The 23,174-nt window shown below is 64.9% G+C and carries 19 protein-coding genes and 1 pseudogene; 13 read left to right on the top strand and 7 right to left on the bottom strand.

Annotated features, from left to right (window positions below; genetic code table 11):
• A pseudogene (locus tag J9889_RS16265) lies at positions 1-116 on the top strand (ISAs1 family transposase); the annotation flags it as partial.
• A 68-nt stretch (positions 117-184) separates the two neighbouring features.
• Here the strand turns inward: J9889_RS16265 and J9889_RS16260 are convergent.
• On the bottom strand, positions 185-1,150 hold the full coding sequence (locus tag J9889_RS16260; protein WP_246878110.1) for a LysR family transcriptional regulator: 966 nt from the start codon (positions 1,148-1,150) through the stop codon (positions 185-187).
• A 117-nt stretch (positions 1,151-1,267) separates the two neighbouring features.
• Between J9889_RS16260 and J9889_RS16255 the strand changes: the two genes are divergently transcribed.
• The gene (locus tag J9889_RS16255) at positions 1,268-2,119 is read left to right on the top strand and encodes a type 1 glutamine amidotransferase domain-containing protein (protein ID WP_113977342.1); all 852 of its coding nucleotides are present in this window, start codon (positions 1,268-1,270) and stop codon (positions 2,117-2,119) included.
• Between the two features lie 62 nt (positions 2,120-2,181).
• On the opposite strand, the gene J9889_RS16250 is transcribed toward J9889_RS16255, so the two are convergent.
• Complete coding sequence (locus J9889_RS16250; protein WP_010674609.1) at positions 2,182-3,060, bottom strand: LysR family transcriptional regulator; 879 nt, start codon at positions 3,058-3,060, stop codon at positions 2,182-2,184.
• A gap of 161 nt (positions 3,061-3,221) precedes the next feature.
• Here J9889_RS16250 and fdhD point away from each other — a divergent pair, with 161 nt between their 5' ends.
• On the top strand, positions 3,222-4,007 hold the full coding sequence (gene fdhD / locus J9889_RS16245) for a formate dehydrogenase accessory sulfurtransferase FdhD (protein ID WP_029314473.1): 786 nt from the start codon (positions 3,222-3,224) through the stop codon (positions 4,005-4,007).
• Positions 3,991-6,288 carry an FdhF/YdeP family oxidoreductase gene (locus J9889_RS16240; protein WP_010674611.1) on the top strand — a complete coding sequence of 766 codons (2,298 nt, stop codon included), beginning with the start codon at positions 3,991-3,993 and terminating at the stop codon, positions 6,286-6,288. The genes fdhD and J9889_RS16240 overlap by 17 nt, the downstream gene beginning before the upstream one ends.
• Before the next feature lie 83 nt (positions 6,289-6,371).
• Here J9889_RS16240 and J9889_RS16235 read toward each other — a convergent pair whose 3' ends face one another.
• Together J9889_RS16235 and J9889_RS16230 are read right to left on the bottom strand one after the other, a co-directional pair.
• Positions 6,372-7,946, bottom strand: a complete 1,575-nt coding sequence (locus tag J9889_RS16235) for a sensor domain-containing diguanylate cyclase (RefSeq protein WP_210557346.1) — start codon at positions 7,944-7,946, stop codon at positions 6,372-6,374.
• Between the two features lie 101 nt (positions 7,947-8,047).
• Positions 8,048-8,965, bottom strand: coding sequence for a LysR family transcriptional regulator (locus J9889_RS16230; RefSeq protein ID WP_010674613.1), 918 nt, complete (start codon positions 8,963-8,965; stop codon positions 8,048-8,050).
• A 163-nt stretch (positions 8,966-9,128) separates the two neighbouring features.
• Between J9889_RS16230 and J9889_RS16225 the strand changes: the two genes are divergently transcribed.
• Complete coding sequence (locus J9889_RS16225; RefSeq protein ID WP_010674614.1) at positions 9,129-10,562, top strand: glycoside hydrolase family 1 protein; 1,434 nt, start codon at positions 9,129-9,131, stop codon at positions 10,560-10,562.
• A gap of 95 nt (positions 10,563-10,657) precedes the next feature.
• Here J9889_RS16225 and J9889_RS16220 read toward each other — a convergent pair whose 3' ends face one another.
• On the bottom strand, positions 10,658-11,416 hold the full coding sequence (locus tag J9889_RS16220; RefSeq protein WP_010674615.1) for an SDR family oxidoreductase: 759 nt from the start codon (positions 11,414-11,416) through the stop codon (positions 10,658-10,660).
• A 130-nt stretch (positions 11,417-11,546) separates the two neighbouring features.
• Here J9889_RS16220 and J9889_RS16215 point away from each other — a divergent pair, with 130 nt between their 5' ends.
• Positions 11,547-12,482: a LysR family transcriptional regulator gene (locus J9889_RS16215; protein WP_010674616.1), complete on the top strand. Its 936-nt coding sequence runs from the start codon at positions 11,547-11,549 to the stop codon at positions 12,480-12,482.
• Here J9889_RS16215 and J9889_RS16210 read toward each other — a convergent pair.
• The gene (locus J9889_RS16210; protein WP_010674617.1) at positions 12,462-13,472 is read right to left on the bottom strand and encodes an AraC family transcriptional regulator; all 1,011 of its coding nucleotides are present in this window, start codon (positions 13,470-13,472) and stop codon (positions 12,462-12,464) included. The genes J9889_RS16215 and J9889_RS16210 overlap by 21 nt on opposite strands.
• 231 nt (positions 13,473-13,703) lie before the next feature.
• On the opposite strand from J9889_RS16210, the gene J9889_RS16205 reads away from it, so the two are divergent.
• The 3 genes from J9889_RS16205 (at position 13,704) to J9889_RS16195 (ending at position 17,780) form a co-directional block, all read left to right on the top strand.
• Positions 13,704-15,740: a glycoside hydrolase family 3 N-terminal domain-containing protein gene (locus J9889_RS16205; RefSeq protein ID WP_010674618.1), complete on the top strand. Its 2,037-nt coding sequence runs from the start codon at positions 13,704-13,706 to the stop codon at positions 15,738-15,740.
• 169 nt (positions 15,741-15,909) lie between these two features.
• Positions 15,910-16,767 (top strand): deoxyribonuclease IV, encoded by an 858-nt coding sequence (gene nfo, locus J9889_RS16200; protein ID WP_010674619.1) that lies wholly within the window; start codon positions 15,910-15,912, stop codon positions 16,765-16,767.
• Positions 16,768-16,802: 35 nt separating this feature from the next.
• Positions 16,803-17,780, top strand: coding sequence for a Gfo/Idh/MocA family oxidoreductase (locus tag J9889_RS16195; RefSeq protein ID WP_010674620.1), 978 nt, complete (start codon positions 16,803-16,805; stop codon positions 17,778-17,780).
• 85 nt (positions 17,781-17,865) lie between these two features.
• Here the strand turns inward: J9889_RS16195 and J9889_RS16190 are convergent, their stop codons facing one another.
• Positions 17,866-18,750 (bottom strand): LysR substrate-binding domain-containing protein, encoded by an 885-nt coding sequence (locus J9889_RS16190; protein WP_010674621.1) that lies wholly within the window; start codon positions 18,748-18,750, stop codon positions 17,866-17,868.
• A 103-nt stretch (positions 18,751-18,853) separates the two neighbouring features.
• Between J9889_RS16190 and J9889_RS16185 the strand changes: the two genes are divergently transcribed.
• The 4 genes from J9889_RS16185 (at position 18,854) to J9889_RS16170 (ending at position 23,149) form a co-directional block, all read left to right on the top strand.
• Positions 18,854-19,834: a TDT family transporter gene (locus J9889_RS16185; RefSeq protein WP_029314475.1), complete on the top strand. Its 981-nt coding sequence runs from the start codon at positions 18,854-18,856 to the stop codon at positions 19,832-19,834.
• 220 nt (positions 19,835-20,054) lie between these two features.
• Entirely contained in the window at positions 20,055-21,044 is a 990-nt protein-coding gene (locus J9889_RS16180) for a lipid A biosynthesis (KDO)2-(lauroyl)-lipid IVA acyltransferase (RefSeq protein WP_010674623.1), read from the top strand.
• Positions 21,045-21,198: 154 nt separating this feature from the next.
• The gene (locus J9889_RS16175) at positions 21,199-22,194 is read left to right on the top strand and encodes a lauroyl-Kdo(2)-lipid IV(A) myristoyltransferase (RefSeq protein WP_210557348.1); all 996 of its coding nucleotides are present in this window, start codon (positions 21,199-21,201) and stop codon (positions 22,192-22,194) included.
• A gap of 94 nt (positions 22,195-22,288) precedes the next feature.
• The gene (locus tag J9889_RS16170) at positions 22,289-23,149 is read left to right on the top strand and encodes a PA4780 family RIO1-like protein kinase (protein WP_039039088.1); all 861 of its coding nucleotides are present in this window, start codon (positions 22,289-22,291) and stop codon (positions 23,147-23,149) included.
• Positions 23,150-23,174: the final 25 nt, after the last annotated feature.

Below are 23,174 nucleotides of genomic sequence, written 5' to 3'. Positions count from 1 at the left end.
GGCGGTTCGTATTGAATATCGTAAAACAGAGCAATTGTGGTGCTCGAAGTCAGAGAAACAAGCTAAAAAGAGCCGGCTGGAATGACGACTATCGGGCTCAGTTATTCTTTGGTTAAAATATCAACAAAGTGTGCTCCCGCCCTGCCGGTATCGGGGGCGCAGGCACGCAGATGAGGGGCCCTCGTCAACGAAGAGGGGGATATTCCCCTGGCACAGGCGACCCCTCTGGGTGCACCGCTGCCAGCAGATAATCCACGAAGGCCTGGACCCGGGCCGAGAGGTGACGGTGCTGTGGATAGAGGGCGTAGAAGGGGCGGGATCGCCCCGCAAAGGGGGTCATCACCTCGATCAGCTTGCCTTGCAACAGCGCCTCGGCTGCCACGAAATGGTAGATCTGGAACAGACCGCCCCCAGCCACCGCCCAGCCCAGGCCCGCCAGCACATCGTCAAGCACCCGCTGTCTGCTCTGGACATGAAGGTCGACAGGGTCCCCCTGCTCGTTCACGAACTGCCAGGGGAAGGGGCGACCCGTGCTCGGGGTGATGAACTGGATCAGATCATGTTGCGACAGCATCTCCAGGGAGGTTGGCGCGGGGCGGCGGGCGGCATAATCGGGGGGGCAGAAGACCCCGAGGCTGGCATCCTCCAGCTTGCGGGCGATGATCCGCCCATCGCGCGGCTCCCCCAGCCGGATGGCCAGATCGTAACCATCCTCCACGAAGTCGATGTTCCTGTTGGAGACATTGAGCTCCAGCTCGACCTCGGGATAGGCCGCCATGAAGCCTGGCAGCAGGGGCACTAGACGGTGGTGGGCATAGACGGTGCCCACGCTGATGCGCAGCACTCCTCTGGGGTGGCGCTGGCGGCCGGTGATGGCCCGCTCGGCCTCGGCGATCTGCTCGAGCGCCTGCTGGCACTGTTCCCGATAGAGCTCCCCGTCATGGGTGAGGCGCACGCTGCGGGTGGTGCGATGGAAGAGTTTGACGCCGAGCCTGGCCTCGAGACGCTGGATGGAGCGGCTCACCGAGGCGGGCGTTACCCCCAGTACCTGAGCCGTGGCGGTAAAGCTACCAAGTTCGGCTGCCTTGCAAAAGAGCTCTATGGTGCCGAGCTGGACGGGGTCGAAGGCACGGGACATATGTTCATCCATGTAAATAATCAAGTTCAATGGTGTGAGTTTATTCGTCCGTGTGTAATCAGTAAATTGCTCATCGAGGGCGGCCCGGTGGCCGCCCGATCGATCACTGCCATCAAAAGGAAGATCACGATGAAGAACACCCTCAAGGCCGTGCTGGCCTCACTGCTGCTGGCGACCTCCGCTGCGGCCAGCGCCGCCCCGAAAGGCGAGATCCTGGTGCTGCTCTCGAGCGAGACCGAACTGCCGCTGCAAGGGGGCAAGAGCCTGACCACCGGCTTCTACCAGAATGAACTGGGGGTGCCTGCCGCCGCCCTGCTGGAGGCCGGTTATACCCTGACCCCGGTGACCCCGAGAGGGAACCGGCCCGTTGTCGACACGCACTCCGTCGATCCCCAGTACTTTGGTGGCAACCCGCAGGAGATGGTGCGCATCGGCGCCGTCGTGGAGGGGCTGCTTGGCGCCGGCAAGGTACTCTCTCTGAGGGAGGTGCTGGCATCCGGTCCCGAGCGCTATGTCGGCCTCTTTATTCCCGGCGGCCATGCGCCCCTCATCGATCTTGCCAAGGATCCCGAGGTGGGGACCCTGCTTCGCCACTTCCATGACAACCACAAACCCACGGCCGCCATCTGCCACGGCCCCATCGCGCTGCTGGCGGCGCAGGCGGATCCGGCCGGGTTCGAGCAGTCGGTCATTGCGGGCAAGGGGGACGGCGCCAGAGAGTGGATCTACGACGGTTACAGGATGACCATCTTCTCCGACAAGGAAGAGGCGGTGTTTGAAGGCTCTCTTGGGGGTGACAAGCTGCGCTACTACCCGGCGAAGGCCATGGCCCAGGCCGGCGGCAGCATGCAGTTCGTGGCACCCTGGCAGCCTGGCGTTGTGATCGATCGCGAGCTCATCACAGGCCAGAATCCCTTCTCCGACCACGCCCTGGCGAGCGCCTTCATCGCGGCGCTGGACAAACAGCAAGGGGCAGACTGACGCCAGGAGAGGCGCAAGTTCCCCCCTTGATCAGTGCAGGCAGCCCCCATGGGCTGCCTTTTTCATGCCCCTGCCTTGGCGAGAAACGCCTTCATGGCGGGGGTGACACTGTGTTTTCGGGTGATGAAGGCGATGGTGCCTGCGCTTGCATCGCTCAGGTGGTGGCAGGGCAGTTTGAAGAGCTGCTGGGCGGTGGCGGCGATGCCGGCGCTGACCACGGCGCAGCCCAGGCCGTGGCTCACCCCGTTGACCAGGTGGAACAGGGAGTCTGTCTCCAGCACCACCCGCAGGCTGATCTGCTGGCGGGCGGCGGCCTCGTCCAGGTAGCGGCGAAACTGCATGGTGGTGCTTGGCAGGATCAGGGGGAGATCTTGCAGGTCCGCCAGGGTCAGCGGCCCGGTCGGGGCGCAGTGGGCAGGCAGGGGGCCCAGCAGGGCCATGGGGTTGGGGTGGCGAAGCTGGACGTCGAGGGCCCTGCGCTGATGCTCGGTGAGCAACTCGTCAAAGCCGAGCCCGATGTCGATGCGATGCAGATCCAGCTGCTCCATCAGGGTGGCATGGGTCATCACGCAGAGGTGCAGGCCCACCTTGGGGTAGGCGTCGTTGAACCCCTTAAGCAGCGGCATGATGTCGATGCTCGACTGGGGCACGACGCCGATGCGTAGCGCCCCCGACAGCCCGCCCCGAAAGAGGCTGAGCTCTTGGCGCATGGCATCCTGCTCCTGCAGCATCCGCTCGGCGTGGTGCAGCACCACTTCCCCCGCCTGGGTCAGGGCCACGAACTGGCTGTTGCGCACCACCAGTTCGGTGCCAAGTGACTTCTCCAGGGCGGTGATGCTGGCTGACAGGGTCGGCTGGGTGATGAAGCAAGCCTTGGCCGCCTTGGCGAAGTGACGGTGCTGGGCCAGCTCGTAGAAATAGTGCAACTGCTTGATATTCATCGTGGTAATGGCAGCAGGCAAAGGCAATGAGCGACAAACTTAATCAATCGACATCCCGATAGCAATAGAAGTTATCTATTGGTGAATAGATTTGTTTCATTGGTTTTGGCGCGGCGGCTTATCTAAACTTGAGGCCCGAATACAGCTTATAAGCGTCTCGCATGATCCCTTTCAATTCACGGTTGCCCAGTCTGGATGAGCTGGTGGAGGAGGTGGCCGTGTCAGTCAACATCAACGGCATCAACCATGCCGTCATGATGGCCACCCCGGACGATCTCGACGATTTCGCCATCGGTTTTCTGTTTGGCGAGGGGATCATCGGGGGCAACCACGATGTACACGATATCCAGAGCACCCCGTCCGAGCACGGCATCGTGCTCGATGTCACCATCGCCAACCGCTGTCTGGCAATGCTTGGCCAGCGCAAGCGCCGCCTGGCCGGTGCCAGCGGCTGTGGCATCTGCGGGGTGGAGGCCATCGAACATGCGTTGCCCGTGCTCACCCCGCTGACCCCGGGTGCCCCCTTCGACACCGCCTCTTTGCAGGATCTGCGGGAGCGCATCGTCCCCTGGCAGAGCAAGGCCCGCCAGAGCGGCGCCCTTCATGCCGCCCTGGCGCTGGATGATCGCGGCGAGATCCTGGCCTGCCGGGAGGACATAGGGCGGCACAACGCCCTGGACAAGCTCATCGGCATGCAGCTGCGCCAGCCGGTGCAGGCCGCCACCCTGGTGATCACCAGCCGCTGCGGCAGCGAACTCATTCACAAGGCGGTGCAATTTGGCGCCGCTCACCTCATCAGCCTTGCTTCCCCCAGTCAGCTCGCGGTGCGACTGGCCCTGAAGTACAACCTGACCCTGATCCATGTGCCCCGATCCGATGCCCCGGTCTGCTATGCCAGCCCCCGCGCCCAGGATCACGTTGGAGACTCCCATGTCCAGTCATATTGAAAAACCGGCCAAGGCCGGCGGCTTTTCCTCCCTGCAGTCCACCTTCAAGCAGGTGCTGCGCAGCCAGAAGACCCGCCAGAACATCAAGAACCTGCTGCGGGTCAACCAGACCGACGGCTTTGACTGTCCCGGCTGCGCCTGGGGTGACAACAAGCAGGGGGCCTTCCAGTTTTGCGAGAACGGCGCCAAGGCGGTGGCCTGGGAATCCACCGGCAAGACGGTGGGGGCCGATTTCTTCGCCGAGCATTCGGTGCGCCGTCTCGCCACCCAGAGCGACTACTGGCTCGAATATCAGGGGCGACTGACGGAGCCCCTGCGCTACAACCCGGCCACCGATCACTACGAGCCGGTGAGCTGGGATCAGGCGTTTGCCCTCATCGCCGACAAACTCAAGAGCCTGGCCAGCCCCGACGAGGTGGAGTTCTACACCTCGGGACGCGCCAGCAACGAAGCCTCCTACCTCTATCAGCTGTTTGGCCGTCTCTATGGCACCAACAACTTCCCCGACTGCTCCAACATGTGTCACGAGGCGAGCGGGGTGGGGCTTATCCAGTCCGTCGGGGTGGGCAAGGGCACCGTGGTGCTCGATGATTTCGACGCCGCCAAAGCCATCTTCGTCTTTGGCCAGAACCCGGGCACCAACCACCCGCGCATGATGAACGCCCTGCGCAAGGCGGCACGCCAGGGGTGCCAGATCGTCACCTTCAACAACCTCAAAGAGGTGGCCCTCGAGCGCTTCGCAAGCCCCCAGAGCCCGGCGGAGCTACTGACCCCGGCGGCAACCACCATCAGCCACCAGTACCTCACGCCAAAGCTGGGCGGTGACATGGCGGCCATTCGCGGCATGGCGAAATACATCCTGGAAGAGGAGGGGGGGCGCATCGATCTCGCCTTCATCGAGCAGCACACCGCGCACTTTGACGACTACCTGGCCCAGGTGAAGGCCACGGAGTGGACGCAGATCGAGGCGCAATCCGGCCTCGGTCGGGAGGCGATCACCCGGGCGGCGCAGATCTTCGCAAGCAGCGAGAGCGTGATCAGCTGCTGGGCCATGGGGATCACCCAGCACAAGCATTCGGTCGACACCATTCGCGAAATCGTCAACCTGCACCTGATGTGCGGCCAGATTGGCAAGCCGGGGGCCGGACTCTGTCCGGTGCGCGGTCACAGCAACGTGCAGGGCAACCGCACCATGGGGATCAACGAGAAACCCAATGCCGCCTTCCTCGATCGCCTGGAGCGCCGCTTCCCGGTGGGCTTCAAGCGCACGCCGGGGCACAACGTCTACGAGGCCCTCAAAGCCCTTCATGGCGGCAAGAGCAAGGTGCTCATCTGCCTTGGGGGCAACCTGGCAGCCGCCGCGCCGGATACCGAGTTCACCTATGAAGCGATGCGAAGGAGCGAGCTCAACGTGCAGATCAGCACCAAGCTCAACCGCAGCCACCTCATGGTGTCAAAAGATGCCCTGATCCTCCCCTGCCTGGGCCGTACCGAGCTCGATCAGCAGCGCTCCGGGGTGCAGAAGATCACCGTGGAGGACACCTTCAGCATGGTGCACGCCTCCACCGGGATGAACGAGCCGGTCTCGCCGCTCTGTCTCTCCGAGATAGACATCGTGGCTCGCATGGCCGAGGCAACGCTTGGCAGCGATCGGGTGGACTGGCTGGCGCTGCGGGATGACTACGGGCTGCTGCGGGATCTCATCGAGGAGACCATCGCGGGCTTTGGCGACTTCAACCGCCGCATCGAGGAGCCCTGCGGCTTCCATCTGGAGAACAGCGCCGCCCTGCTGCGCTGGAACACCGCGAGCGGGCGCGCCGAATTCAGGGCGAGCCGTTTGCCGGACTCCATCCTGCCCGAGTGCACCAGCCACGCGGAGCAGATGGTGGACCAGCCCGTGCTGCTGCTTCAGAGCCTGCGCTCCCACGATCAGTACAACACCACCATCTATGGCATGGATGACCGCTATCGCGGCATCAAGGGGCGACGCAACGTGGTCTTCATGAACGAGGAGGATGCCAGGAGGCTGGGGCTCGCCGAGGAGCAGCGGGTGGACATGAGTGCGGTGTGCAACGACGGGCGCGAGCGGGTGGTGCGGGGCTTTAGCGTCATCTTCTACGAGATCCCGAAAGGCAACATCGCCGCCTACTACCCGGAGACCAACCCCCTGGTGGCCATCGAGAGCATAGGGGAGGGCTCTTTCACCCCCACCTCCAAATCGGTGCCCGTACTGGTGACCCCGAGCGCCGCCTCGGTCGAGAGCCTGGCCGTCACGCTCTGATCTCCTGACATGGATACCGTCCGACCCCTGCCATGGCAGGGGTTTTTTTATGGCCGAACGGTGTCCGGCAAAGCCTGGGCCGATCAGCCCAGGGCCACCACCACGCAGTTTCGGCCCTGGCTCTTGGCATCATAGAGCGCCTTGTCCGCCTCCTTGAGCACGGCGGCGATGCTGGTGGCATCCGCCCCCCAGTGGGCGACGCCGAGGGAGATGGTGATGTGGCCTGCTACCTCCATGTCGTGGCTCGCCACCCGGGTACGCAGGCGCTCGGCGATCTTCTGCGCCTGTGCAAGGGAGACCCCGGGCAGCAGCAGCAGGAACTCTTCGCCGCCGCTTCGACACAAGGCGGCATCGGAACGCAGATCCTGCTGCATCAGGGTGGCGAGGGAGACGATGACGGCATCCCCCACGTCGTGACCGAAGCGGTCGTTGATGGCCTTGAAGTGATCGATGTCCAGGGCAATCACCGTCAGGGGCTGACGTTCGGCCTCGTACTCGTCCAGCATCTGCTGCATGGCCCGGCGGTTGAACAGGCCCGTCATGGGGTCGGTGTGGCTGTCGGTGTGCAGCTTGTCGATCTTGGTGTTGAGCAGCCCCAGCCCCTTGAGGATGGCCTGCTTCAACTGGGCCGCTTCGAAATACCAGGCGCGGATCCCCGAGATGCTGGTGGCGGCCCCCTGCTGATCCATGAGTCCGGCCCGGTTGGCCAGTTGTCGCAGGGGTCTGGCGATGATGGTGGCCGAGAGCCAGATGACGAAGAGAATGAAGAGGGTGACCGGGATCATCCCCTTGAGAATGTCGCTCATCTGTTGATCGAGTCTCGCTAGAGTGGCGCTGCTGGGGCGCTGGGCCACTATCCCCCAGCCTGCGTCCGCCACCGGAGCGAAGCCCGAGAGCATCTCGTTTCCATCGGTGTTGTACATGGTTTGTGCTCCCCCGTTGCCCTGTAACACCTCGTCTACTATCCGGTTGGACGCCACTTTATGGCCAATAAGTTCAGGATCCGGGTGGTAGATGAGGGTGCGCTGGCGGTCCACCACATAAAGATAAGAACCATCCTGGTAGTAGTGCTGCCCCAGCAGGCTGGAGAGCACGCTGGCGGACCCCAGATAGATGGGGCCGGCGACATAGCCGAGGTAGCGCTTGTCTGCCGAGAAGATGGGGTGGGAGAGGCTGATGAGGTAGTTGCCGGAGAGGGAGACAAAAGGATCTGAGATGATCGGCTTCTGCTTCTTCAGGGTGTTTCTCGCATGGGCCGAGGTCAGTTTGGCCCCTTTCACATTCAGAGTCTCGGGGGAGACAGCAACAATGGTTGCCTCGGTGTTGACCACGACCACTGAGTTGAAGGTATTGGTACGTCTACGCAGTTGGGTTACCTCCTCCTCGAGCCCTGCGATGTCATCGGTCTGCAGCAGGGGGGCAAGTTGGCTAGCGCTGTAAGCCAGTTGTTCCTGGGCTGAGTGCAGCATGGTCTCGGCGGAGGCGGCGAGCTTGGCGGCATAGACCCGGTTCGCCTCTAGCGTGTTGTCGATGAGCAGTTGCCGTTGTGCCTGATAGATGGCGTAAAAGCTGTTGCCAAAGGTAGCCAGCACACCTATGACGGCCAGCGCAAGGATGAGGCGATGCAGATCAAACCTCAGCAGCCAGTGAGAGTGCATGAACGAAACGGATCCTTGTCATGGTGTCGGGTTAGGAGGGCATTTTAAGGGGGGCGGACTGCCTAATGCCATCGTTAATGTGATTTTCGAATGATTCCCTTTCATGGGGTGTCCCAGGTGGGAGCCCCGTCCCCTGTCGTCATGAGGCCGGTGAGGGCCGGATCCGCCAGCTCCGCCACCGTCTGCCAGAAGGGGGCGACGAGGGGATTGTCGTTGCCCGGCGGGCGAATGAGCCCGATGATCCAGCTCGCGTCGGCCTCCCCGAGGGGCAGGGTCAGCACATCGGGATGCTCAATGGTGGTGGAGGAGGGGACCAGGGTCCAGGCGATGCCGGCCGCCGCGGTGGCGATGCCGGCAGCGAAGTCGTTCACGTACTGGATGTCCTGAAAGCGCAGGCCGCTCTGGGCGAGGTAATGGATGAACTGATCGTAAAAAGAGGGGGCCTTGTCCCGGCGCAGGATGGCGAGCGGCTTCTCCTGCAGATCGGCGAGCCCTGCCACCCCCTGATAGCCTGCGGGCAGCACGGCGACGAAATGGGCGCGCACCACGGGCAGCACCGGCCAGCCCTTGGGTGCGGGCAGGCGGCAGAAGCCAAGATCCAGGCGACCCTCCGCCAGTGCCAGCAACTGGTGATGGGTGGAGAGATCGTTGAGCTCGATGGCGACCCCGGGGCGGCTGGCCCGAAAGCGGGCGATGGCGGCGGGCACCAGCAGCTTGGTGGCGACCCCGAAGCCGATGCGCAGGGTACCCGCGTGGCCCGCCAGCACGTCGCGGGCGCTGCGGGCGAGCTGCTCGCTCTGGGCCACCAGGGTGCAGGCGTCGGCGTAGAGGGCGCGCCCGAGCACCGTCAGCCGGGTGCTGCCGGCGTTGCGCTCGAACAGCTCGCCGCCAAGGTCCGCCTCCAGCCGGCGGATCTGCTTGCTCAGGGCCGACTGGGTGACGTGCTGGCGCGCCGCCGCCTGACCAAAGTGCAATACCTCCCCCAGGGTGACGAAGGCTTTCAGGTCTCTCAACTCCATGGTGCCTCGCTTGATTCCAGATAGGAATGATAGGTGGCCATATTTGTCATTGGACGGAATTCTAGAAGTGTTGGATGCTGGTGCCAACTCATTTCGGGCCCCTGTACGGGGTCGACGTATCACGGGATGGCCCCCGCCATCCGCGCAGAAGGAGCAACACCAGATGCATCATCACAAGTTCAACGACTTCCCGAACGGTTTCCTCTGGGGCGCCGCCTCCGCCGCCTATCAGGTGGAAGGGGCCTGGAACGAGGAGGGCAAGGGCCCCTCGGTATGGGACAGCTTTACCAAATTGCCGGGCAAGACCTTTGAAGGGAGCAACGGAGACGTGGCGGTGGATCACTACCACAGGGTGGAAGAGGACGTGGCGCTGATGGCCGAGATGGGGCTCAAGGCCTATCGCTTCTCGGTGAGCTGGCCGCGCATCTACCCGACGGGGCGTGGCGAGGTGAACGAGGCGGGGCTCGCCTTCTACGACAGGCTCATCGACGCCCTGCTGGCCCACGGCATCGAGCCGGTGCTGACCCTCTATCACTGGGATCTCCCCCAGGCCCTGCAGGATGAGTACGGCGGCTGGGAAGACAGGCGCATCATCGACGACTTCGAGCGCTATTGCGTGACTCTCTATCAGCGCTTCGCCGGCAAGGTGAAGTACTGGGTGTCGCTCAACGAGCAGAACTACAACCTGACCAACGCCTACCAGCTTGGCACCCATCCTCCCGCGGTGCAGGACAGGAAGCGTTTCTTCGCCGCCAACCACATCGCGTTTCTCGCCAATGCCCGGGTCATCAAGGCGTTTCGCCAGCACGTGCCAAACGGCCTGATCGGGCCGAGCTTTGCATACTCCCCCGCCTATCCGGCCTCCTGCGCCCCGAGCGACATGCTGGCGTTCGAGAATGCCGAGGAGTTCACCAACCTCTGGTGGCTGGATGCCTACTGCTTCGGCCGTTACCCCCAGGCGGCGCTCGCCTATCTGCGGGAGACCGGCGAGGCGCCGGAGATCCTGCCGGGCGATCTCGAGCTCTTGCGCGAAGGCACCCCCGACTACATCGGGGTCAACTACTACTACACCCTGACCTTCACCGACAACCCCCTCGGCGGCCAGACGATGCAGCGCATCAACACCACGGGCAAGAAGGGCACTACGCCCTCCAGCGGCATTCCCGGCCTCTACAAGACGGCCCCCAATCCGCACCTTGAGACCAGCAACTGGGACTGGGCCATCGATCCCACCGGGATGCGCATCGCCCTGCGTCGGCTCTCCTCCCGCTACGCCCTGCCGCTGATGATCACCGAGAACGGCCTGGGGGAGTTCGACAAGCTGGAAGCCGGGGACAGGGTGAACGACGACTACCGTATCGCCTATCTGCACAGCCACCTCAAGGCGTGCCAGGAGGCGATGCAGGACGGGGTCGAGCTGATTGGATATTGCGCCTGGTCCTTCACCGACATCCTGAGCTGGCTCAACGGCTACCAGAAGCGCTACGGCTTTGTCTACGTGGACAGGGACGAGCAGGGAGGGTCTCTTCGTCGCATCAAGAAAGAGAGCTTCCACTGGTACAGCCAGGTCATTGCAAGCGGTGGCAAGACCCTGTAACGGGCCCGGTGCGCCGCACCTCGTCTGCCCAATGCCGGAAGGCCCCCTCATCGGAGGGGGCCTTCCTTGTTTGTGCAGCAGGCAATCATGACCGCCTAGATAAACATGCCGCCCGAGGCTTCGATGCGCTGGGCTGTGATCCAGCGGCAGTCATCGGAGAGCAGGGCGGCGATGGCGCCACCGATGTCGTCGGGCTGACCCACCCGGCCAAGGGCGGTCTGGCTCGCGAGAAAGTCGTTGACCCCCTTGTTGTCGCGCACCACGCCGCCGCCAAAATCGGTCTCGATGGCGCCGGGGGCCAGCACGTTGACCGCGATGCCCCTGGGGCCCAGCTCCTTGGCCAGATACTGGGTGAGCACCTCGACGCCCCCCTTCATGGCGGCGTAGGCGGCATAACCCGGCATGGCGAAGCGGGTGAGGCCGGTGGAGAGGTTGAGGATGCGACCGCCGTCTGCCAGGAGGGGCAGGAGCGCCTGGGTCAGGAAGAAGGTCCCCTTGAGGTGGATGTTGAGCAGGGTGTCGAACTGCTGCTCCGTGGTCTGCTCGAAGCTGGCATGAATGCCGATCCCGGCGTTGTTGACCAGGAAGTTGAAATGGGTGCGCTGCCACTCCCGGGCGAGCAGTTGCGTCACCTCCTCTGCAAAGGCCGCGAAGGTGGCGCTCTCGCCCACGTCCAGAGCCAGGGCATGGGCCCGAACGCCGAGGGCGCGGGCCTGGGTCACCACCGCCTCCGCCTCTGCGGCCTGGCTGCGATAGGTGATGATGAGGTCGACGCCTTTGGCGGCGAGGGCCAGGGCCCCGTGCTTGCCAAGGCCGCGGCTGGCCCCGGTGATGAGGGCGATGGGTCTGGTCATGGTATGACTCCTGTCAGGGTGGCGGACACAGGCTCGATACGAGCCGACCGGATCACTGTATTGTTCCTTTTAAACTGGATAAATAGCGTGATAATAGAATCACTGTTCCGTTTATCGAGACAATCAGGCCATGGATCAACTGGATGCGATGAGAGCCTTCGTGCGGGTTGCCGAGCTGGAGAGTTTTACCCGCTGCGCCGAGCAGACGGGCATCCCCAAGGCGACCCTCTCTGCCGCCATCCGTCGGCTGGAGGAGCGCATGGGGACCCGGCTCCTGCTGCGTACCACGCGGCGGGTGCAGCTCACCACGGACGGCCAGCTCTGCTATGCCAGATGCCGGGAGCTTTTGGCGGACATGGAGGAGTTTGACGGCCTGTTTCGCCAGGGGGGGCAGATCTCGGGACAACTGCGGGTCGACATGCCAAGCCGGATGGCCCGTCACCTGGTGATCCCGGCCCTGCCGGACTTTCTGGCGCAGCATCCCGCCCTGCAACTGATGCTGAGCAGCACGGACAGGCGGGTGGATCTGGTGCGCGAGGGGTTTGACTGCGTGGTGCGGGTCGGGGCGCTTGAGCCCTCCAGCCTGGTGGCCAGGCCCCTTGGTCACTATCGCCAGATCAACTGTGCCAGCGCAGGCTACCTGGCTCGCCACGGGGTGCCCCGCACCCTTGGGGATCTGGCGGGCCACCGGCTGGTGCACTATGGTTCCGGGTTTGGTGCCGGGCAGGGGCGCAGCGAGCCCGGCTTTGAATACCTGGCGGAAGATGGCCACCGCGCCCTGCTGCCCATGGCGGGGGCCCTCATGGTCAATGACAGCGAGACCTACCTGGCGGCGGCGCTGGCGGGGCTTGGCATCATCCAGATGCCGCGGGTGGGGGTCGAATCCCTGCTCGCGGGGGGCGAGCTGGTGAGCATCCTGCCCCAGTGGCAGCCGCCGCCGCTCCCCATCCACGCCCTCTATGCCCATCGCCGCCAACTGGCCCCCAGGGTCCAGCTCTTCATCCACTGGCTGGCGGGGTTGCTCGCCGCCCATCTCGGGGGCGCCTCAGAGGCGGCTGCGCCTTGAGCGAAACTCCCTCGGCGAGAGGGCAAACTCCTCGCGAAAGAAGCGGGTAAAGCTGCTCTGGCGGGCAAAACCCAGGCGCTCCCCCACTGTCTGCAGGGGGAGGGCGGGATCCTGCAACAGGCGGCAGGCCTCCTCCCGGCGCACCCGCTCCAGCAGGCCCGAGAAGTGGCACCCTTCCTCCCGCAGATGGCGGTTGAGGGTCCAGCGGGTCAGTTTGAGGTGCTCGCACACCCCATCGAGCAGAGAGGAGGCCTCGGCGCTCTCTTGCCACAGCTGCTGGCGGATGAGTGTCATCACCCTGTCCCGGTAGCGGCTGCTTGGGCGAAGCTGGGCCATCTGCCGGTCGAGCTCCCCGAGCAGCAGGGGTTGCAGGGGCAGGTTGCACTGCCCGTGGGCGAGATCGAGCAAGGCGGCGGGAAAGCGCAGCTCGAAGTCCGCCCCCTGTTGCAACCGCCCTTCCAGCCAGCCTGCCAGCTCACGCCACAGCCTGGGGCGTACCGGGGTGGGCAGCACCAGCAGCCCCTGGCCCGGGTGGTAGAACTGGAGCAGGGCATAGAGGTGGCAGAGGTTGGCCAGGCTGCTCAGGGCGATGACGTCCGGGTGATCGGACTCCGAGTGGTAGCTGATCCTGGCCTGCCCCTCTTCTTCTTGCAGGCGGATCTCGTCGCTCTCGCCGATGAGGGGGCGGTAGGCGAGGAAGAAGTGCAGGGCCTGGCGAAGGGTGGCGGCGTTGCAGCACAGGCTCGCCAGCGACATGAAGTCGGCAAAGAGGCCGGGGAGGGCGGGGGGCGTCCAGTCGAGGGCCAGATCCACGTGGGGGGCTGCCCCGGCCAGCAGCCGGAAGTGGCGCCCGGTGTCGAGCCGCCCCTGGGGGATCAGCAGCTCTTCGTGAGCGATGCCGCAGGGGTGCAGGAGGGCAGCAGGATCCCGCCCGCGGGCCTGCCAGTGGTTGAGGCAGTGCAGGGCAATCCGGTTGGAGACGGTCTTCACGGCAAAAATCCTTGTCAGCGGTGGCCCACCATCATCGGCCAACGGCGGCGGATTGCCGTGAGCCAGCGCCGCTTTCATGTTTCAGATTTGTAACCAAGGGTAACCCTGCAACCCTTTTCACACTTTTCAATCCTGCTCCCAACCGGCAACTTCCTGCACCCGACGGGCAAGTGAGAGGGGCCGCTTTTGCATAGAGTGGCGACTCCTACACACACAAGGAAGATAACAACAATGAAACACCACTCGCTCTCCCGAACCCGTGTCGCCCTCGCCATCGGGGCCCTGCTGCTGGCAGGGTGCAACGACAACGATTCCACCCCCAAGCCCGAGCAGCCCGTTCTGGGCCACCGCACCGTCACCCTCATCGAGCAGGACGGCCTGCAATTCAAGGATCTCGATGGCAGCGGCACCCTGACCCCCTACGAGGACTGGCGCCTCGGCGCCGCCGAGCGGGCCCGGGATCTGGTGGGCAGGCTCACCCTGGCCCAGAAGGCAGGGCTGATGATGCACGGCACCCTGGTGCTGGACGGGGCGGGGCGGGTGAACCTCGCGGCCATGGACAAGATGCTGCGCGAGGACGGGGTCAACACCTTCATCACCCGCATGGCCGGTGATCCGGCGGCCATCGCCGCAGACAACAACACCCTGCAGGCCCTGCTGGAAGGGGTGGGATTCGGCATCCCCATGACGGTGAGCACGGATCCCCGCAACCACTTCACCCATGATCCGAACGCCACCAGCATCGGTGCCGGGGCCTTCTCCCAGTGGCCCGAGACCCTGGGGCTGGCCGCCATCGGCGATGCTGCCCTGGTGCAGCGCTTTGGCGACATCGCCCGTCAGGAGTACCGTGCCGTCGGCATCCACGAGGCCCTCTCGCCCCAGGCGGATCTCGCGACCGAGCCGCGCTGGGGCCGCATCAACGGCACCTTCGGGGAAGACAACCTGCTCGCCAAGTCCCTGGTCAAGGCCTACATCGAGGGCTTCCAGCAGGGGAGCGAGGGGATAGGCAAGGAGAGCGTGGTCACCGTGGTCAAGCACTTCGCCGGGGCCGGTCCCCAGAAGGACGGGCTGGATGCCCACAACCCCTGGGGCAAGGAGCAGGTCTACCCCGGCGGCCAGTTTGCTTACCACCTGGTGCCCTTCGAGGGTGCCTTCGAGGCCAGGGTGGCCGCCGTGATGCCCTATTACGCCATGCCCCTGGGCCTGACCCAGGATGGGCAGCCCGTCGAGGAGGTGGGGTTTGGTTTCAACCGCCAGATCATCACGGATCTGTTGCGGGGCCACTTCAAGTTTGACGGCGTGGTGCTGAGCGACTGGGGCATCGTCAATGACTGTGACAGCCGCTGCGAGCAGGGGCTGACCCAGGATGAAGTCAATGCCGGGGTGAGCCCCTGGACCGTGCCCTTTGGCATGTCCTGGGGCGTGGAGAAGCTCACCAAGGCCGAGCGTTATGCCAAGGCCATCGACGCCGGGGTGGATCAGTTCGGTGGCGTGGAAGATCCGGCTCCCCTGCTGGCGGCGGTGCAGAGCGGTCTGGTGACCGAGGCGGCCATCACCACTTCGGCCGAGCGGATCCTGGCCCAGAAGTTTGCCCTCGGGCTCTTCGAGAATCCCTATGTGGATGCCGAGGCCGCGGTGGCCCTGGTGGGCAAGGCCGAGTTCCAGCAGGAGGCCCAGGCCGCCCAGGCGGCGTCTCACGTGCTGCTGAAGAACGAGGGGGCCCTGCTGCCGCTGAAGGCGGACGGCAAGCGGGTCTATCTGCACAATGTCAACGCCGAGGTGGCCAGGGCCAACGGCTATACGGTGGTGACGAACCTGGCCGACGCGGAGCTTGCCATCGTGCGGGTCAACGCCCCGGGCGAGCAGGACCCCCGCTTCCCGTTTGGCAGCATCCACTTCGGCCAGCTCGGCTTTGCCAGCAATGCTCAGGTGGTGCAGGAGACGGCCCACGAAGGGGTCTACCGCGGCGCGGATGACTATGCCGCCATCCAGGCCATCGAGCAGGCCGGGGTGCCCCTGGTGCTCTCCGTCTATCTGGACAGGCCCGCCATCCTGACCGAGGTGGCCCCGGCGGCCCGGGTGCTGCTCGCCAACTTCGGCGCCCTGGATCAGGCCCTGTTCGATGTCATGAGCGGCACCCAGAAGGCACGCGGCAAGCTCCCCTTCGAGCTGCCCTCGAGCTGGCAGGCGGTGCTGGCCCAGTCCCCGGACGTGGCCAAGGACTCACAAAGCCCGCTCTATCCCTACGGGGCCGGTCTGGCCTATTGACGGACAGGGATGTTCTGTCTCTCATCAAGGCGCCTTCGGGCGCCTTTTCCATTGCCCCCATCGACAATCCCGGTTTGGCGCAAGGGGTTGGCTTGGGCATAATGGCGCCCCGGCAACGGGTGCGGTGGCCAGTGTGGCAGGCACCCGGTCACAGTGCACAGGAGATGAGATGAAATTTATCGGAGCCCACGTCAGTGCGGCGGGCGGGGTGGAAAACACCATCGCCCGGGCCAAAGCCATCGGGGCCAACGCCTTCGCCCTGTTTACCAAGAATCAGCGCCAGTGGCAGGCGGCGCCCCTCTCCGAGGCCAGTATTCGCGCCTTCAAGGCCGCCTGCGAGAAGGAGGGCTTTCGTCCCGAGCAGATCCTGCCCCACGACAGCTACCTCATCAACCTGGGTCATCCCGACCCCGACGCCCTCGCCAAGTCCCGGGATGCGTTTCTGGACGAGATGAAGCGCTGCGAGCAACTGGGGCTGTGCTACCTGAACTTCCACCCGGGCAGCCATCTCAAGCAGATCCCCGAGGCGGTGAGCCTCAAGCTCGTGAGCGAGTCCATCAACTGGGCGCTGGAGCGCAGCGAAGGGGTGACGGCGGTGATCGAGAATACCGCCGGCCAGGGCACCAACCTCGGCTGGTCGTTCGAGCACCTGGCCACCCTCATCGACGGGGTAGAGGACAAGAGTCGGGTCGGCGTCTGCTTTGACACCTGCCACGCCTTCGCCGCCGGTTACGATCTGCGTACCCCCGAGGGGTGCGAGGCGGTGTTTGCCGACTTCGACCGCATCGTGGGGTTCGAGTACCTCAAGGGGATGCATATCAACGGCGCCAAGTGTACCTTCGGTAGTCGGGTCGACCGTCACCACAGCCTGCGGGAGGGCAACCTCGGCGAGGCGGTGTTCCACCACATCATGAACGACGACCGTTTCGACGGCATCCCGCTTATCCTCGAGACCATCGACGAGTCCATCTGGGGCGAGGAGTTAAGCTGGCTGCGCAGCCTGGCCGGGAGCCCGCGCCCGGCGTGATGCCGGGGTCCACCATTGGGTAGCAAGGAGAGACGATGCACGACGAGACAAGGGCGCCCCTGCGCTTTGGCATTGCCGGGGCGGGGGCCATCGCCCGGCGTTTTTGCCGCGATGTGAACGGGCACGCCAGGGGAGCCGAGGTGGTGGCCATCGCCGCCCGGGACCAGGGACGGGCGGACGAGTTCGCCCGGGATCTGGGGCTGCCCCACGCCTATGGCAGCTATGAGGCCCTGGCCGCCAGCCCCGAGGTGGAGGCCGTCTATGTGGCGGTCATCCACCCGGAGCACGCGGGCCTGGTGAGGCAGATGCTGCTGGCGGGCAAGCACGTACTGGTGGAAAAACCGGCGGTGACCCGGGTGGCGGATTGGGACGCCCTGGTGGCGCTCGCCCACGCACGGGGCCTGCTGCTGCTCGAGGCCATGAAGGTGATGTGCTTCCCCGCCATGCGCGCCCTGTTGCAGCGCCTGCCCCTGCTGCCGCCGCCGCGCGAGCTGCGGGCGGCGTTCGGTTCGACCCAGCCCAGGGTGGGCAAGCTGTTCGATCCTGCCCTCGACGGCGGCGCCGCCTGGGACGTGGGGGTCTATCCCCTCTGGCTCCATGCCGCCCTCTGCCATCGGCTGGGGCTGGGCTGCCCCGCCCCCGAGGTGACGCTGACGCGGGCTCCGGGGGAGGTGGATCTCACCGCCAGCTTCACGTTCGATGAGCCGTTTCGGGCCGAGCTCGGGGCCTCCATCATCGAGGATCTCGAGCGGGAAGCGTCCTTGTCCGGGGAGGGGTGGCGCCTGGTCATCGAGGGCAAGTGGTGGAATCCCCAGCACATTCGCTGGCAAGGGGGGCCTGCCCCCGTCATCTGGCCGGCGGACATCTATCTGCCGGTGGAGGGGGGCGGCATGCAGCACGAGGCGGATCACTTCGCCGATTGCCTGCGCCACCGGCTGCTGGACTCCCCCTGGGTGCCCCAGGCCGTGACCCGGCAGGTGCTCGGCTGGATTGAAGGGGGACTCGCCGGCTGAGGCCGGGGAAGGGCTGAGGGTCGAGGGGAGCATCGGCTGAACGACAAGGGCGCCAATGGCGCCCTTGTCGTATCCGAAGGGGTTCTCACGCCAGGGTCTGGGCGCGGCAGAAGGCCAGGAAGCGGCGCAGGGCGACGGAGTGGAACTTCTGCTTGTGCCAGACGAGGGAGAGCTGGCGGGGGAAGCGGCGACTCGGGGTGAGGGCCACCAGGCGCCCCTGTGCCAGCCGGTCCGCCACCGCGAGGCGGGAGATGAAGGAGATGCCGAGCCCCTTCTCCACCGCCAGCATCACCGCCTCCAGGGTATTGAGCTCTATCCCCGCCTGCCAGCGGGGCAGGTGGGGCTGGAGCTGCTGCTCGAACTGCTCGCGGCTGCCGGATTGCGCCTCGCGCAGCACCCAGGTTTCCCCGGCAAGCCGGCGCAGGGGCAGCTCGAGCTGATCCGCCAGGGGGTGACCGGGGGCGGCGATGATGAGCATCTCGTCCTCCAGCCAGGGTTCGCTCACCAGGTCCGGGTGGTGGTTCTCCCCCTCGATGAGGGCGAGATCCAGCTCGAAGTGGGCGAGGGCATGGCACAGGAGGTGGGTGTTGGCGATGGTGACCCTGGGGGCGGCTCCCAGCTCCTGGGCCCCCTCCGCCAGCAGGGCGGGCAGCAGGTAGTTGCCGATGGTCTGGCTGGCCCCGAGGTGCAGCTGGCCGCTCGGCTCGGCATCGGGGCTGAAGAGCTGCTCTATCTCCTGCATCCGGGTCAGCAGCTCCTCGGCGGCCGGTTGCAGCAGGCGCCCCTCGCTGTTGAGCTGAAGCCTCGGGTGCACCCGGTCGAACAGGGGCGTGGCGAGCTGGCGCTCCAGCTCCTGCAGCGACTGGGAGACGGCCCCCTTGCTCAGGCAAAGTTCATTGGCGGCGCCCCCCAGGTTGCCGTGGCGGGCGATGGTGGCAAACACCTTGAGTTGTTGCAGGGTGAGCTTCATATCGTTTGATTTTCCTAAACGCTAAGTTCAATTCATTTAGATATCGTAAACGATAGACCCCCTTTATCCTATGCCCATCGTCATCATCAAGAGGGTATTCGCCATGATCGCAAGAACCCGCCGCTCCCTGGCCGCCGCCCCGACCCCCATGGCCGGTCTGGCTCTGGGGATCGCCAGCCTCGGCTGGTGCTGGGAAAATGCCGGTCAGTTCGATGGCCGTCTGCAACTGCTGGGGGCCGCCATCGCCGCCGTGCTGCTCCTCGTCCTGACCTTCAAGTTTCTGATCCACCCGCGCCTGCTGTGGCAGGATCTCGCCCATCCCGTGGTGGGCAGCGTGGTGCCCACCTACGCCATGGGGACCATGGTGGTCTCCAAGGCGGTCGGCCTGCTCGCCCCGACCCTGGGGCAGGGGCTCTGGCTGTTTGCGGTCATCATCCACCTCGTCTTCCTCGCCACTTTCGTCTGGCACAGGGCCAGAGCGTTCGAAATCCATCACATGGTGCCGAGCTGGTTTGTGCCGCCGGTGGGGATCATCGTGGCTGACGTGGCCTACCCGGGCGGTCCCTTCGCATCCCTGGCCACCGGCCTGCTCTGGTTCGGCATGGCCTGCTACGGCCTGATGCTGCCGCTGATGCTCTATCGCCTCATCTTCAGCCACGAGGTGCCGGATGCCGCCAAGCCCACTATCGCCATCCTGGCCGCCCCGGCGAGCCTGTCGCTGGCCGGCTACCTCACCGTGAGCCAGGATCCCTCCCTGCTGCTGGTGGCGGTGCTGCTCGGGATCGCCGTGCTGATGACCGGCATCATCTACCTGGCCTTCATCAAGCTGCTGCGCCTGCCGTTCTCGCCGGGTTACGCCGCTTTCACCTTCCCCCTGGTGATCGGGGCCACCGCCCTGTTCAAGGTGAGTCACCTGCTGTCGCAGTGGCCGGAGGCGGCCCGCTATGCCGAGCAGCTCCATCAGCTGGCCTATCTGGAGCTGGGGGTGGCCACCCTGGTGGTGGGTTACGTGGCCCTGCGTTACCTGATGTTCTTCCTGCCGGCGGTGCAGGATGACCTGCCGGGGCAGCCCGCACGCCGCTAGGCACAAGGTTTTCATCCCCCCTCGTCATCGACCCCGCCCGTGCGGGGTCTGCCGTTCGTGATGCAGTGACACAGAGGGGAATCAAATGAAGCAGATTAATTTTGTCAATCCGTGAAGTGGCTTAAATAGTTGCCCATACAGGCGACATTCAGTTGGCGTTAACTGGTAATACCTGTCACGATGCGCGCCACTTTATCTTCCCATTGTTTTGTCGTGCCCCATGTCCTCATCTGATCCCGTGTTTGACGCCCGATTCCAGCCTCGTCTGCTGCACCCCCGTTACTGGTTGAGCTGGCTCGCCCTCGGCGCCATCGGTGTGCTCGCCTTCGTGCCCCCGCGCTGGCGGGATCGCCTGGCCGATGCTCTGACGCCCCTGGTATGCGCCATCTCGAAGAAGCAGATCTACATCGCCAGGACCAACCTCGCCATCTGCTTCAAGGAGAAGAGCGAGGCCGAGCGGGAGGCCATCCTGATGACCTCCATCCGGGTCGGCCTCAAGAGCCTGCTGGGCTTTGGCGAGTTCACCTGGCGCAGCCCCGCCCACGTGATGGGGCGGATCCAGGTCAGCGGCTGGGAACATATCGAGGCGGAGCAGGCCGCTGGCCGACCGGTGATCCTGGTGGTGCCCCACAGCTGGCCCATCGACGCGGCGGGCTACTACTTTGCCCAGCGGGGCCTGCCCATGTGCACCATGATGAAGAGCGCCCGCAACCCGGTGTTCGACTGGCACATCAACGGCGCGCGGGCCCGGCACGGCTGCCGCGTCTATGAGCGCAGCGCCGGCATCAAGCCGGTGATCAAGGCGGTGAAATCCGGTCTGAGCTTCTTCTATCTGCCGGATCAGGATCACGGCCGGGAGGCAAGCCTGTTCGCCCCCTTCTTCAACCACCCCAAGGCGACGTTGCCGGCCCTGCCACGGCTGGTGAAGCTGACCGGCGCCCGGGCCCTGCCGGTGCTGGCCTGCTATGACGAGCAGGCGCACGGCTACCGGTTGGAGGTCGAGGCTCCCTACGCCGACTACCCGAGCGGGGATCTGATGGCGGATACCTGCCGCATGAACGACAGCGTGGAGCGCCAGCTCTGCCGCCACCCGGGCCAGTACATGTGGTTCCTCAAGATCTTCGACACCCGTGAGGATCAGGTGGGGCCGGATGGCCTCTACGAAGAGGGGATCCGGCGCATCCGCCGGGGCCTTGCTCCTCACCCCTGAGCCTTGCGCTCACCCGGTGCAAAAATGTGGCCCCAAGCGGGCCACTTTTTATTTCTAACTTGTCTGATCAGTGACTTGGCGCGGGGGCGCTGTGCAGGGCAGGGTAGAAAAAGTTGTCAGGATCACTAAAATGACGCTCTGTTTTGATGATTCGATGGCGACCATGTCCGCACAAGATCCGGTGTTTGACACCTCTTTTCATCCGCGCCTGCTGCACCCCCGTCTGTGGGGCAGCTGGCTGGCCGTCGCTCTGCTCTCCCTGCTGGCCTGGGTGCCGGCAAGGGCACGGGACAAGCTGGCCGACTACCTGGCCCCCCTGCTGCTGCGCGTCTCCAGGAAGCAGGCCTACATCGCCGACACCAACCTCAAGATCTGCTTCCCCCATCTCGACGAGGCGGGCCGTCAGGCCCTGCTGCTGAAATCCATCCGGGTGGGGCTCAAGACCTTCCTGGGCTTTGGCGAGCTGACCTGGCGCAGCCCCGACTTCCTCAAGGGGCGCGTCAAGGTGAGCGGCTGGGAGCACGTGGAGGCGGAGCGGGCAGCCGGTCGCCCCATGATCTTCGTGGTGCCCCACACCTGGGCGGTGGACATGATTGGCCGCTACTTCCCCCTCCAGGGGATCAAGATGTGCACCATGATGAAAAGCCCCAAGGATGCGGTGTTCGACTGGTACATCAACCGCGAGCGCAGCAAGGGTGGGCGTATCTACGAGCGCAGCGTCGGCATCAAGCCCGCCATCAAGGCCCTGCGCAGCGGCGACAGCTTCTTCTATCTGCCGGATCAGGATCACGGCCGGGAGGCGAGCCTCTTCGTGCCCTTCTTCAACCACCCCAAGGCGACCCTGCCGGCCCTGCCCAAGCTGGTGAAGCTGACCGGTGCCCGCGCCGTGCCCATTCTGGCCTGCTACGACGAGGATCAGGGGGGCTACCGGCTGGAGATCGAGGCGCCGTTCGACCCTTATCCCACCGCGGATCTGGTGGCGGACGTCAACCAGATGAACCGCATGGTGGAGCAGCAGCTTGGCCGCTTCCCCGAGCAGTACATGTGGTTTCTCAAGATCTTCGAAACCCAGGAGCACGATCAGGGCGAGGACGGTCTCTACGAGGCGGGGATCCGCCGCATCCGCCAGGGGCTGCCACCGGAACCTTGATCGACACGGCCCCCTTGCGGGCCGTTTCTGACAGGGGTGGCAGGCCACCAGCAAACAGGTGCAAACAAGGTGCAAATAGGGTAAAAGGGCGGTCATGAAAATTCCAAATCGAATCCAACCTCTGGTTGATGACGGCCTGGTGGACGATGTCATCAGCCGGCTGATGAGCGGCAAAGAGGCCGACGTCTATGTGGTGCGCTGCGGCGACGAGATCCGCTGCGCCAAGGTCTACAAAGAGGCGTCAAAGCGCAGCTTCAAGCAGGCCGTGGTCTATCAGGAAGGGCGGCGGGTACGCAGCAGCCGCGATGCCCGCGCCATGGAGAAGGGCTCCAAGTACGGTCGCAAGCAGCACGAAGAGGTGTGGCAGAACACCGAGGTGGATGCCCTGTTCAAGCTGGCGGCGGCCGGGGTGCGGGTGCCCAGGCCCTATGTCTGCCTCGATGGCGTGCTGCTGATGGAGCTCATCACCGACGCCGACGGCAACGTCGCTCCCCGTCTCAACGACGTGGCCCTGACCCGTGAGCAGGCTCTGGTGGATCATGGCAAGGTGATCCGCTACGTGGTGCGCATGCTCTGCGCCGGGCTCATTCACGGGGATCTCTCGGAGTTCAACGTGCTGGTGGACGAAGAGGGGCCCGTCATCATCGACCTGCCCCAGGTGGTGGATGCCGCCGCCAACAACCAGGCCAGGGCCATGCTGGAGCGGGATGTCGACAACATGCGCAACTACTACGGCATGTATGCCCCCGAGCTGCTCAAGACCCGGTATGCCCGGGAGATGTGGTCCTTGTTCGAGGATGGCAAGCTGGGCCCCGAGACCGAGCTCACCGGCCTGTTCGAAGAGAGCCGGGAGGCCATCGATCTGGATGGCGTGCTGCACGAGATAGAGAGTGCCCAGGAGGAGGCCATGGCCCGCCGGGCCAGGTTGCAGGCGGAGCAGGAAGAGGGGTCCTGACGGGCCTTCATTCCAATCAACAAGA

Source organism: Aeromonas sp. PrichA-15 (assembly GCF_017939245.1).
Classification (GTDB): Bacteria; Pseudomonadota; Gammaproteobacteria; order Enterobacterales; family Aeromonadaceae; genus Aeromonas; species Aeromonas caviae.
This window is presented reverse-complemented; position numbering and strand designations above follow the sequence as displayed.

Excerpts from the sequence above, each read along its gene's own strand:
- J9889_RS16260 (WP_246878110.1), bottom strand. The coding sequence starts at position 1,150 with ATGGATGAACATATGTCCCGTGCCTTCGACCCCGTCCAGCTCGGCACC.
- J9889_RS16255 (WP_113977342.1), top strand. The coding sequence starts at position 1,268 with ATGAAGAACACCCTCAAGGCCGTGCTGGCCTCACTGCTGCTGGCGACC.
- J9889_RS16250 (WP_010674609.1), bottom strand. The coding sequence starts at position 3,060 with ATGAATATCAAGCAGTTGCACTATTTCTACGAGCTGGCCCAGCACCGT.
- fdhD (WP_029314473.1), top strand. The coding sequence starts at position 3,222 with ATGATCCCTTTCAATTCACGGTTGCCCAGTCTGGATGAGCTGGTGGAG.
- J9889_RS16240 (WP_010674611.1), top strand. The coding sequence starts at position 3,991 with ATGTCCAGTCATATTGAAAAACCGGCCAAGGCCGGCGGCTTTTCCTCC.
- J9889_RS16235 (WP_210557346.1), bottom strand. The coding sequence starts at position 7,946 with ATGCACTCTCACTGGCTGCTGAGGTTTGATCTGCATCGCCTCATCCTT.
- J9889_RS16230 (WP_010674613.1), bottom strand. The coding sequence starts at position 8,965 with ATGGAGTTGAGAGACCTGAAAGCCTTCGTCACCCTGGGGGAGGTATTG.
- J9889_RS16225 (WP_010674614.1), top strand. The coding sequence starts at position 9,129 with ATGCATCATCACAAGTTCAACGACTTCCCGAACGGTTTCCTCTGGGGC.
- J9889_RS16220 (WP_010674615.1), bottom strand. The coding sequence starts at position 11,416 with ATGACCAGACCCATCGCCCTCATCACCGGGGCCAGCCGCGGCCTTGGC.
- J9889_RS16215 (WP_010674616.1), top strand. The coding sequence starts at position 11,547 with ATGGATCAACTGGATGCGATGAGAGCCTTCGTGCGGGTTGCCGAGCTG.
- J9889_RS16205 (WP_010674618.1), top strand. The coding sequence starts at position 13,704 with ATGAAACACCACTCGCTCTCCCGAACCCGTGTCGCCCTCGCCATCGGG.
- nfo (WP_010674619.1), top strand. The coding sequence starts at position 15,910 with ATGAAATTTATCGGAGCCCACGTCAGTGCGGCGGGCGGGGTGGAAAAC.
- J9889_RS16195 (WP_010674620.1), top strand. The coding sequence starts at position 16,803 with ATGCACGACGAGACAAGGGCGCCCCTGCGCTTTGGCATTGCCGGGGCG.
- J9889_RS16190 (WP_010674621.1), bottom strand. The coding sequence starts at position 18,750 with ATGAAGCTCACCCTGCAACAACTCAAGGTGTTTGCCACCATCGCCCGC.
- J9889_RS16185 (WP_029314475.1), top strand. The coding sequence starts at position 18,854 with ATGATCGCAAGAACCCGCCGCTCCCTGGCCGCCGCCCCGACCCCCATG.
- J9889_RS16180 (WP_010674623.1), top strand. The coding sequence starts at position 20,055 with ATGTCCTCATCTGATCCCGTGTTTGACGCCCGATTCCAGCCTCGTCTG.
- J9889_RS16175 (WP_210557348.1), top strand. The coding sequence starts at position 21,199 with ATGGCGACCATGTCCGCACAAGATCCGGTGTTTGACACCTCTTTTCAT.
- J9889_RS16170 (WP_039039088.1), top strand. The coding sequence starts at position 22,289 with ATGAAAATTCCAAATCGAATCCAACCTCTGGTTGATGACGGCCTGGTG.